8 protein-coding genes and 2 pseudogenes are annotated in these 10,370 nt (G+C 68.2%); 3 read left to right on the top strand and 7 right to left on the bottom strand.

Annotation, left to right across the window (positions count from 1 at the left end):
• A pseudogene (locus tag AACZ35_RS08890) lies at window positions 1-242 on the top strand (GntP family permease); the annotation flags it as partial.
• A 12-nt stretch (window positions 243-254) separates the two neighbouring features.
• On the opposite strand, the gene AACZ35_RS08885 reads toward AACZ35_RS08890, so the two are convergent.
• The 3 genes from AACZ35_RS08885 to AACZ35_RS08875 are packed head-to-tail and all read right to left on the bottom strand — an operon-like array spanning window position 255 to window position 3,232.
• Window positions 255-1,460 (bottom strand): histidine kinase dimerization/phospho-acceptor domain-containing protein, encoded by a 1,206-nt coding sequence (locus AACZ35_RS08885; protein WP_339828310.1) that lies wholly within the window; start codon window positions 1,458-1,460, stop codon window positions 255-257.
• Window positions 1,457-2,149 carry a response regulator transcription factor gene (locus AACZ35_RS08880; protein WP_339828309.1) on the bottom strand — a complete coding sequence of 231 codons (693 nt, stop codon included), beginning with the start codon at window positions 2,147-2,149 and terminating at the stop codon, window positions 1,457-1,459. The genes AACZ35_RS08885 and AACZ35_RS08880 overlap by 4 nt, the downstream gene beginning before the upstream one ends.
• Window positions 2,150-2,182: 33 nt before the next feature.
• On the bottom strand, window positions 2,183-3,232 hold the full coding sequence (locus AACZ35_RS08875; RefSeq protein ID WP_339828308.1) for a type 1 glutamine amidotransferase domain-containing protein: 1,050 nt from the start codon (window positions 3,230-3,232) through the stop codon (window positions 2,183-2,185).
• 810 nt (window positions 3,233-4,042) lie between these two features.
• Here AACZ35_RS08875 and AACZ35_RS08870 point away from each other — a divergent pair.
• Window positions 4,043-4,186, top strand: a pseudogene (locus AACZ35_RS08870) (tail fiber protein); the annotation flags it as partial.
• A 134-nt stretch (window positions 4,187-4,320) separates the two neighbouring features.
• On the opposite strand, the gene AACZ35_RS08865 reads toward AACZ35_RS08870, so the two are convergent.
• Window positions 4,321-5,118 (bottom strand): nuclear transport factor 2 family protein, encoded by a 798-nt coding sequence (locus AACZ35_RS08865; RefSeq protein WP_339828306.1) that lies wholly within the window; start codon window positions 5,116-5,118, stop codon window positions 4,321-4,323.
• Window positions 5,119-5,268: 150 nt separating this feature from the next.
• Between AACZ35_RS08865 and AACZ35_RS08860 the strand changes: the two genes are divergently transcribed.
• Complete coding sequence (locus AACZ35_RS08860) at window positions 5,269-5,457, top strand: DUF2256 domain-containing protein (RefSeq protein WP_339828305.1); 189 nt, start codon at window positions 5,269-5,271, stop codon at window positions 5,455-5,457.
• 14 nt (window positions 5,458-5,471) lie between these two features.
• On the opposite strand, the gene AACZ35_RS08855 is transcribed toward AACZ35_RS08860, so the two are convergent.
• The 3 genes from AACZ35_RS08855 to AACZ35_RS08845 form a co-directional block, all read right to left on the bottom strand.
• Entirely contained in the window at window positions 5,472-6,086 is a 615-nt protein-coding gene (locus AACZ35_RS08855; protein WP_339828304.1) for a CDP-alcohol phosphatidyltransferase family protein, read from the bottom strand.
• Window positions 6,083-8,641: a hypothetical protein gene (locus tag AACZ35_RS08850; protein ID WP_339828302.1), complete on the bottom strand. Its 2,559-nt coding sequence runs from the start codon at window positions 8,639-8,641 to the stop codon at window positions 6,083-6,085. Before AACZ35_RS08850 ends, AACZ35_RS08855 begins: the two co-directional genes overlap by 4 nt.
• Window positions 8,641-10,370, bottom strand: a 1,730-nt coding sequence (locus AACZ35_RS08845) for a hypothetical protein (protein WP_339828301.1), incomplete at its 5' end; no start/stop codon positions are given. The genes AACZ35_RS08845 and AACZ35_RS08850, both read right to left, overlap by 1 nt.

Raw genomic sequence — 10,370 nt, 5'->3', positions numbered from 1 at the left:
CGGAAACCTTCATTGCCAACGCCAATGCCGCCAACATCCCGATGGACGTGCTGCACCGCGTGGCCTCGATGGCCAGCGGCGGCATGGACACCCTGCCCCACAACGGCGCCGTGATCACCCTGCTGGCGGTCACCGGCCTGACCCACCGGCAGGCCTACAAGGACATCTTCGCCATCACGATCATCAAGACACTGGCGGTGTTCTTCATCATCGGCGTGTTCTACGCGACCGGGTGGGTGTAACGCCGGGTGGCATCAAGGCGGCGACGCCAGGCTCAGCCGCACGCCTTCCTGGGTCTCCGTCCGCGAAAGCGTCCAGCCAAAGCGTGCCAGCAGCCGCTCTGACAGCAACAGGCCCAGCCCGAAGCCGGACGGGCCGGGAGGCCCGGAACTGGGTGCCCGCGGGTTCTGCATCATCAGCCCGGCCGTCGTGGCTTCGATGCTGATCCGGCCCGGGCCGCCGTGCTGGATGGCGTTGAGCAAACCGTTGGCGACAACGGTCTCGGCGACTTCCTCCGGCAAGGCCCACTGCAGGCCTTCCGGGGCGTCCACGGCCAGTGTTTGCCCGCGTGCCCGCGCGAGCGTCGCGAATTCGTCGACCAGGCCAGCCAGCAGCGGGCCGGCGGCGCAGCGCGCATCCGCAGGCGGCTCCGCATCGCTGCCGAGCCAAAGCACGCTGTGGCTCGCCCGCAGCAGCCGGTTCTGGGCACGCAGCAACCTTCTCCAGGCTTCCTCGTTGTCGCGGTCGTCCTGAAGCAGGGCCAGGCTGGTGCGGGCAGACTGCAGCGGCGTGCGAAGCTCATGCCCGAGGAAGGCCAGGGTTTCCCGCTCGACGGCGAGCGCGTGCAGGCGCGCCTTCCAGGAGTCGGCCGCCCAAAGCGCCAACTGGCTGAACTCTTCAATCTTTTCGCGTTCGGCAAAGGCCTGCAGGGACTCCGGATCCGGACTGCCGCCGATATGTTCGATCAGGCCGCGCGCGCGCCGCGCGATGCGCGCAACAAGCCAGCGGGACAGCAGCCAGGCCAGGAAAGCCAGCGCGACCGCCATGGCAAGCAGCCAGGGCCAGGCACCCGCCAGGGCCTGGTTCACCCGCAGCTGGTCGCTGACGTCGTAGACCAGCAGGTAGTCCTCGCCTGCCGGGCTGCGGCCGAGCAACACGTGAACGTAGCGGCCATCGGCGAGCCGGAATTCATCAATGGCGCCGGGTCGCCGGCCCTGCATGGGCCGCGCCAGCCCGTCCGGTGCCTGCGACAGGGCATGCAAAGCGAAACGTTCCGGCAGGCGCGCGGACTCCAGGCGCACGATGCCACCGGCGACGCCGCTGAGCCGATCGTCGATGAATTCGTCCTCGAGGATAAACAGAAGCAGCAGCGCCATTGCTGCGAAGGCCGTCGCCAGCGCAAGCGCGAAGGCGATCCACTGCCGTGCCAGAACCTGCCGCAGGCTGCGCTTGCCGTTCACGGATCCACCCCGAAGCGATAACCAATGCCGCGCACGGTGCTGATGGGCGCTTCGCCAAAACGTTCAAGCATCGCCTGGCGCAGCTGGTAAACGTGGGCGCGCAGGGGATCACTCTCCGGCGCCTCGTCCCCCCAAAGCCCTTCCCGGAGCGCCTGTTTGCCGACGCTGCGCGGATACGCCTGCATCAGCCTGCGCAGGATGGCCAGGCCGGCCGCGTGCAGCTGCAGGTCCCGGCCCGCATGGCTCAGCAGTCCGCTGTGCAGGTCCAGGACGTAGCCGCCGGCTTCCAGCGACAGCCCGGACGGGCTTGTGACATGCGCGCAGATCGCCTGGATGCGCGCGAGCAGTTCGGCCGGTGCGAATGGCTTGACCATGTAGTCCACCGCACCCGCGGCGAACCCATCGAGTTTGTCCTGCAGCGCCCCGCGGGCGGTGAGGAAGATCGCCGGAGTCGCCAGCCCGTGCGCGTGCTTGAGTTCGCGGCACAGGGTGATGCCATCCTGTCCTGGCAGGTTGACGTCGAGCACCAGGATGTCGAAGAGCGTCCTGCTGACCTGCGCGTGAGCCTCGGACGCGCTACCGGCGTAATCCACCAGAAGCCCCCTGGCTTCCAGGTAGTCGCCGATGCCGGCGGCGACGTCCAGGTCATCTTCAACCAGCAGCACCCGGATCGGCCCCGGCGGCACCATGGTGGGCTCCTCTGTTCGCGGCAATATGATGTCTTAAATCCTGGCCAGCCGCTGCAGCTCCCAGGCTTCGCTCAGGTTCCCCTGCATTGCCGCGACCAGGGCATGCATCAGCAGCAGCAGCTTGTCGGCCCGCGGGCCGGCCAGCTTGCGGTCCACGGCCTTTTCCAGGCCTTCCGCATGGTACGTCGCCAGCAGCTCCACGCTGACTTCTTCGGTCGTGGTGCGGCGGGCCACCGGCTCATGACCCAGGGCGCGCACCATCGCCTCGGCCACCGTCCAGGTGGACCAGGGGTTCTGGCCGGTGACAAGGCGGCCATCGACCACCGTGTTGTCCAGGTACATCGGGCCTTCCACGAAGCCGGCCGACTGCTGCGCCAGCGATTCCTGCAGCATGAAGGGAAACACCGCGCGCGCCTCCTTGATCAGGAACAATTCCTCGGCATTGCTGAAGCCGGTGACCCGGCGGCCCTGCAGCAGCGGGCTTCCGTCGGCGAGCGTGATGTCCAGAAGCGCCGCGGGCCCGTGGCAGACGGCGCCGACAACCCCGCGCGGCGCGATGTCGCGCACGATCCGGGCGATATCGGCATTGCCGGGGAAGTCGAACATCGCGCCCTTGCCGCCGACGAAATACACCGCGTCGTATTTCGAAGGGTCCACCTCCGCCAGCGGGATCGTATCGGCCAGCTTGGACCGGACCGCGGGATCGTTGAGAAAGGCGTAGTCGGCATCGACCAGGCCGTCATCCAGCGTTTGCGGTGGCGTACCGCCCCGGGGGCTGGCCAGGTCCACTTCATAACCGTTGGCCGTGAACACCCAGTAGGCGCGCGAGATTTCGGTGAGTTCGTAGCCGCCCTGGCGCCGGTCCTGGTCGAAGCGCGCCGTGCTGCTCAGCACGGCCAGCACGCGCCCTCGTTGCTCGCGAACCCCTTCGCGGACGAAGTCCAGGTCCGCTGCCGTGGCAGCCGGATTGCCCCGCGTCTCGGCCTCCAGGTCGAGGCTTTCATAATACGCCCAGCCGGAAAGTACCAACGCCAGGAAAAGGCCAAGAACGACGCCGGCCGTCCAACCAATGATTTTCCACATGCTCGTGCTCCTGTTTCCCGTCACCGGGGTGACTGTTGGAATGCACGATGCCGGGTCTTGGTAAAACCAGGGTCAAACCGCGGCCAGCGATCGGCCATGAGGTGGCCAGGTTCACGGCTTTCTGCGTATCCTTCCCATGAGTCACTCGATTTCAAACAGGGGAAATCCATGCGCCAGAATCGTTTGCCGTCCGGCCGCCGCGCCGGGCTGTGCCTTGCCGCCTTGCTTGTCCTGCCCGCGACCGCCGCCGCCCAGTGGTTCCCGCCGCCGCCGCCCGCCGGGCCGCCGGATCCGGACACCTTCTATGCCTGCACGCAGAACTCGGACAGCCTGCTGGTCCTGAGCATCAAGAAGGGCGCCTTCGTGAACTGCCGCTTCGGCACCACGGCGGTTTCCTGGAATTCGCGCGGCCCGCAGGGTGAGGCCGGCCCGGAAGGCCCGATGGGTCCGGCCGGTGCCACCGGCGCCACGGGCGCGACCGGTCCGATGGGCCCCATGGGTCCGATGGGTATTCCCGGCCCGATGGGTGCCCCGGGCCCGATGGGTCCCATGGGCCCGATGGGCATTCCCGGCACGCCCGGTGCACCCGGCCCCATCGGTCCGATGGGCCCCCAGGGTGCGGACGGTGCCACGGGCGCCACGGGCGCCACCGGTGCCACGGGCGCCACCGGCCCGGCAGGGCCTACCGGTGCAACCGGACCGATGGGACCCCAGGGCCCTGCCGGCCCGGCCACCCCGGACCTGCGGTTTGGACTCAACACCAACCGGGCCGCGAATGGCCGGGAATACGACTGCGTGCTGGGCGAAGTGATGCTGACCGCGGCCGGCGTCGCGCCTGGCATCAGGGCGGAAGGCCAGCTGCTGTCGATCGCCTCCAACACCGCGCTTTTCTCGCTGCTGGGCACGAACTTCGGCGGTGACGGCCGCACCACGTTCGCGCTGCCGGACCTGCGGGACGCGGCGCCGAACGGGCTGACGTATTACATCTGCACGCAGGGCATCTTCCCCTCGCGCCTTTAAGCGGCCGCAAGCCGCACGCAACCGATGCAAGAACCGTCCCCGTGGCTCCGGCCACGGGGACGTTTTTTTCAGTCGCTTATTTCCGTGCCCTGCGAGCTCCATACCTGCCAGCGCCCGCCGCGTTCGATCCAGGTGTCGATGTAGCGCACCTTGCGGTTGAAGGCCTGGCCTTTGTCGTCCGTGCCGGCGTAGTGGTAGATGCCGCTGACGCGGGCCACGTCGCCTTCGACCTGCACCATGACGTCTGTGCTGTCGGCCTGCGTGACCTTGTACTTGCCGACGTCGGCCACGGCTTCCTTCTTGCCCTGCATCGCGCCGTTCCGACTGCCGATGCCGATGTAATCTCCGGCCAGGTTGCGCTCGAACCAGGCCTTGTCGCCGCTCATGTCGGCCTGGTTCCACTCCAGGTCCAGGTAGGTCACCACGCCCGCGTCGTTCAGCGGGTGGCCGGCATTGGCCAGCACGCGCCACTTGCCGCCTTCGCGCACCAGGTGGTGGATGCTGCGCGCGTACCAGGTGCCCGATTCTCCGCCGTCCTCCCAGGTGCCGGTGTTGCGGTGGGTGATGACCGCGGTATCGCCCTGGCAGTGGATGGCATAGAAGTCATGTTTGATCGGCGGCTGGTCGGCACCGCCCGCGGACGCCGACGCGATGGCGGCCTGCTTGTCCTGCGGGGCGCCCGGCGTGAGGTCGTGGAAGTGATCACTGTAGATGTCGGCGAGCGCCTTCTTGTCGCCCTTGCGCGCGACTTCGCCCCAGTTCCTGTCCAGGGCTTCGAGCTCGGCTTTTTGCGCCGCCGTGCAGGCGGCTTGTGCTTGTCCGGCGAAGGCCAGTGCAAGGCTGGCCACGATGATGCGCTTATCCATGAATCCCCCTCCCTGCGGGGACGGAATGCCCCGCTGCGAGCCACGCTACGCCGGTACTGCAGCAGCCACAATGCCGCTTTCCGCGCTTCCGGATGAAACGCGGAAACCACTTACAATCGGACTTTCATCGGCAAACCCGGTGTGTTCAACGTGAAAACCGGATTCAAAGGCAACAAGCAGTTCCTGCCCTCCAAACCCTGCGCCCGCTGCGGGCGGGAGATGACGTGGCGCAAGGCCTGGGCAAGGAACTGGCAGGCGGTGCGCTACTGCTCCGACGCCTGTCGCTCCGGGAAGCACGGACGGCCGCCAACGGGGAGCCAGGCCGACGGAAGCGGCTGAGGCCCGGGTGGCCTTCAGGGTTTGGGGATGCGAACCGTCTTGCTGATCATCAGCGAACCCGACACCGCGAACAGCAGCACCAGCGGATGCAGCTGCCAGCCCAGCAGGTGAATGCGCCCGAACCACAGGTTTTCGCCGATGCTGCCCTGCCAGGCGGCGACGGCCATCAGCCCGACCAGCACGACGCTGGTGGGAATGGGCGTGCCCTCGAAGAAGCGCACCTTGGCGGCGCCTTCGGACAGCGCTTCGGCGGTGACATTGAAACGTGCCAGCCGGCTGACGCCGCAGCCGACGAAATACGACAGCACCAGCCAGTCCCAGCCGCCCTGCATGCCGCAGGCGTAGGCCAGCGCGGCGGGCGCGACACCAAAGGAAATGACGTCGGACAGCGAATCGAGTTCACGCCCCAGCAGCGAAGCGCCGTGCCGCTGCCGCGCCACCCAGCCATCGAGCGCATCGAACACGAACGCCAGCGGCACCAGCGCCATGCCCCACAGCAGGTCGCCCACCCGGCCGTCCTGCAGGAAGCGCATGGCCGCGAAGATCGCGCCGGTGCCGCAGAAGGCGTTGGCCAGCGTGAACCAGTCGGCCAGGTGGAAGTCGCGGATCATCGAAAAATGGCGTTTCATGGCATGCATCCCTGGGTACTGCCCGGGCCCCCGAGCAATTCGACCCTATCGATGAGCGACCAGGTCCGCAAGGCATCGGAGAGCGGCCAGCTTTCGCGGAATTGCACGTCCAGCTGGATTCGCGAAAGCAGGCCATCTTCGATCGTGCGATACAGGATGCCTGCGCCCTGTCGTTCCGGCGGAGCGTACTCGCAGGTCAGGCAGGCACCGGCCAGGCGCTGGAGCGGCAGGAAGTCGGACGCGCCGCCGAAGTGGTCCTGTTCAGCCGCCAGCCACAGCGCTGAACCCTGCTCGTCGTAAACGTAGGCTGCATGGAATTCGTAGCCGGCCCAGGCCTGGATGCTGTAGCCGCTGCCTGCGCGTGCCGGATTGAACCAGTGCGAGCTGATGTCCACGGCGCTTCCCGACAGCGACGGGCAGCCGCGACCCAGCGAAGAATAGATTTCCGAACCGGTTTCGCCCTGCAGCGTGTAAGTGAACGAAAACGTGTCCAGCCCCATCGGCGTGACAGTGGCCCGTCCTACCGGCGTCGGCGTGGACTTCTCCGCGTGGCGCGCCTGGCGGTAGATCGCGCTGTGCCATATCCCGTCGACCCCCGGCTGCGGCGCCTGCAGGTAGTACCAGGTCGGCCGCCCCGTCACGGCTTCGTAGGTGTACAGCAGGCCAACCCGCTCGCCACCCGCCGGGTACAGCACCAGGCCCGAGCCAGGACGGGCGACGTTGAAGTAGCTACCCGGCCGTACTACCGGCGCCACAGCCTCGACGTCGGCCTGCAGCTCGATCGTGGCGCGCTGCCCGCCCGGATTGGCGGGCACCACGTACCATCGGCCGGGTGAAAGGTCGGCGCCTTCGACACGAACGTGCTGCTCGCCAGCGGGTCCACTCGAGCGCACGGCCTCGTCCCCCGCCGTGGGCGCCGGGGCGATGAGCGATGCCGAGGGGTCCTCGTTGCCGGGATGGCGAACGAGGTGGAAACGCAGGTCAGGTTCGCTGCGCGAGCGCACGTCGAGGCGGGTTGCACCTTCGGGTACGTCGATGAAGATCCTGTCCAGGGTTTGCCCCGGGGCCAGGCCGAAAGTCCGGGGTTCCCCGGCAAACAGCGGCAGGCCCATCCTGTCGTTCGAACCAAGCAGCCAGACCGGGATCGGATCGAGCGGCGTGTCGGCGTCCGTCCAGACCTGCACGAAGCCCATTCGCCGTTCGCCGTCGACGTAAGTGGCGTCTTGCCAGGCCGCCGTCACCCGCAGCGGGGACCCCGCCGCCAGCTGCGCCGGACCGCTGGCGACCAGGCTGCCGTCCGAAAGTCCGATCGGCGCGATGTAGAGATCCACCTCCAGAGCGGCCAGGTCCTGGGACCGCGTATGGCCGGCGACCCAGACCACCACGGGCTGCGACGTGACACGCACGACGGTTTCGCAGAAAGCAACCCTGCCCCAGTCTCCGTAGCCGCGGCATCGGACTTCGTCCCGGGAAGGCCGGCCGTCCCCGTCCAGGTCCACGCCGACGTAGGCATCGCTGCTCCGCTCCCTGGTGAGCGTGGCGTCCAGCACGATCCGGTATTCGATGGGACGACCATCGGGGGCTGGCGAAAGCGTGCGCGTCACCCATGTCAGTTCGGAATCGGCATTCCATGGATCCTGGGGCGTGTGATCGGGCGGCAGATCCATCGAGAGCCGCTCCGGCGCGACCAGCGGCGATGTCAGGTACGTCACGCCGGCCAGTTCAGGCAGGTTCTCGATGCCGATGACCTCGTAGCCGCTGCGGTCGATCCGCCACACGTTGAGCGCGGTGCGCGGCTTGACGTCGATGCGCACCCGCGCCTGCGAACACACGCCCGATGGCCCGCACACGGCGTAGAGGAAGTGGTCGCGACCGCTGAAGCCCGGCTCTGGCCGGTAGAAGTAACGCCCCAGCCGGTGGCCATCCTCCTGCCAGAACGCCTCGAACTCCACCTGGCCACGAGCGGGGGCCTGGATGATCGACAGTTCGCTGCCGTACTCCGCGATGTAGTCGTTGTCGGCAACGTCCACAAGGGCCCGGCCGTCCATGGCGACCTGGGCATAGTCCTCGTAGGCAAGGGTCACGTGCGGCGCGCGTTCGTCGTCCTCGACGATCCGGACGCGTGCATCCACCCGGCTGCCATCGCCGTAGTTGCCCACCATGCCGTTGAACTGATCGAACCGCAGGTCGATCGACCCTCCATGGTTGAGGCGGGTGTTGCCCAGTACCGACACCACGACGGTGCCCTGGGTCTGGCCCGGCGGCACCGTCACCTGCGTCGGCGGGACGGGAACGTAGTCGAGTCCGGCGATGGGCCCGAAACCCGGCAGGGCTTGCCGGGTCTGCCAGGTGAACGAAACTTCCGACGACGAAGGCGCGGACAGGGACCAGGGCACTTCAACGTCGGTTTGCCCGCTGTCGCCTTCCTCGACCGGCGTCTGCCACGGCACCGTGAACAGCGGCGTCGCCAGCGCCGGAGCCGCGGCCAGCGCCAGCAGCACGACCGCCAGCGTCGCAAACACGCGGTCGACGCCGCGACGTCGACCGCCCGCCATCAGGGCGCGCAGCCCTGGGTGGTGCCGGGTCCGCCGAGGAGCTGCACCGGCTCGTCGGCGCTCCACGCGCCCCACAGCGTGCCTTCGAACACCACGTCCAGCGACACGCCGGTCAGCTTGCCCTGGCTGATCGTGCGGCCCAGCACACCGGCATCAAAACGCGTTGGCTCCTCAAGGCGCGGGCAGGTCGGACAGAAGCCCCTGAGCCGTTCGACCGGGATGTCGGCCTGGGCACCGCCGAAACCGTTGCGCTCGGCCGCGACGAAACGCGGCTGCCCGCGGTTGTCGTAGATGAACGCCGCGTGGAACTCGTAGTTCGGGAACAGCTGCACGCTGTAGCCGGACCCGGCGCTGGCCGGGTTGAACCAATGCGAGCTTGCATCCACCGGCAGGCCGCCAAGCGACGGGCAGCCCCGCCCCAGCGGCGCCATGGCTTCCGAACCCGTGTAGCCGTCCAGCGTGAAGCTGAAGAGGAAACCATCCGCTCCCGTCGGCGTCACCGTGGCGTGCCCGATCTCGGTGAGGCCGTTGCGGGCGCCGTTCCAGGACGCGCGGTAGATCGGACTGGCCCACGAGCCGTCCAGACCGGGCGCGGGTGCCTGCAGGTAATACCAGGTGGCGTCGCCATCCTCGAGGTAGGTGTACCAAAGGCCCGCCCACTGGTCGCCGGCCGGATACAGGAACAAGCCGTGCCCGGAACGGTCCGCATTGAAGTAGCTGCCCGGCCGCACCGCCGGCGCATTGGCCTCGACGGTCGCCCGCAGCTGCAGCGTTGCCGCCTCCGTGCCCGGGTTGTACGGGCTCAGGTACCAGCGACCCGGTGCAAGCGCCGAGCCGCTCACCACGATCGTTTCGTTTCCGGTCGGACCGACGGCGGCATGGGTGGGTGCCGAAAGCACGCTTTCCAGGCGCGAGGCCGGGCCACCCCCGCTGCCGGGGCTCGGCGACAGGTACACGTCGACGTTCTGGCTACTGCTGGATTCAACGGTCAGGCGGGTGGCGCCGAGTGGAACGTCGATGATGATCGAGACATGGCTTTCGCCGGGCGCCAGGGCAAGGGCGCGGGATTCGCCGTTGGCCAGGACAATGCCTTCCTGGACGTCCCCGACTCGCCTGATCCGCACGGGGAAGCTGCCCATGGGATCCCCGTCGTCAGCCGACAGGCCGACGTATCCAACGCGGGTTTCGCCTTCGAGCAGGGGCGCGTCGTCCCAGGCCACGCGAAGCCCGGATGCCTCGCCGGCATCGGCGTGGCCCGGGCCGGTGGCGACCAGCTTGCCACCCGCGCCGGACATCGGCACTTCATAGATGTCCATGCGCACGGGCGCCGTCGGGATGCCCCGGTTATGCACCATGGCCCAGTACACGGGCCGTTCGCCCGCCGCCTGGCTGAGCGCGATTTCGCAGCGTTCGACGGCGGCGCCGGTGACGGCGGCGCAGCGCAGTTCGTCCTGCGAGGCCTGTCCGTCGCCGTTGTCGTCGATGCCCAGGTACAGGTCGATGGCGGTGCCATTGAGCACGTCGCCCGCGTCCACCAGCACCTGCCATTCGCGCGGTTCGGCGCCGGCATGGGGTGGAAGGGTGCGCAGCTCGACGCGGCGGCCTTCGCTGCCATCCCAGGGCGTGTGCAGGCTCGGGTCCTGGGCCAGAAAGTCACGCACGGTGACAGGCGCCACCAGCGGCGTGCTCCGGTAGGTCGCCGACGGCATCTCGCGCAGGCCATAAACCA

It is taken from the genome of uncultured Arenimonas sp. (assembly GCF_963976025.1).
Lineage (GTDB): Bacteria > Pseudomonadota > Gammaproteobacteria > Xanthomonadales > Xanthomonadaceae > Arenimonas.
The sequence above is the reverse complement of the archived record's forward strand: the minus strand, read 5'-3'. Positions and strand labels throughout refer to the sequence as shown.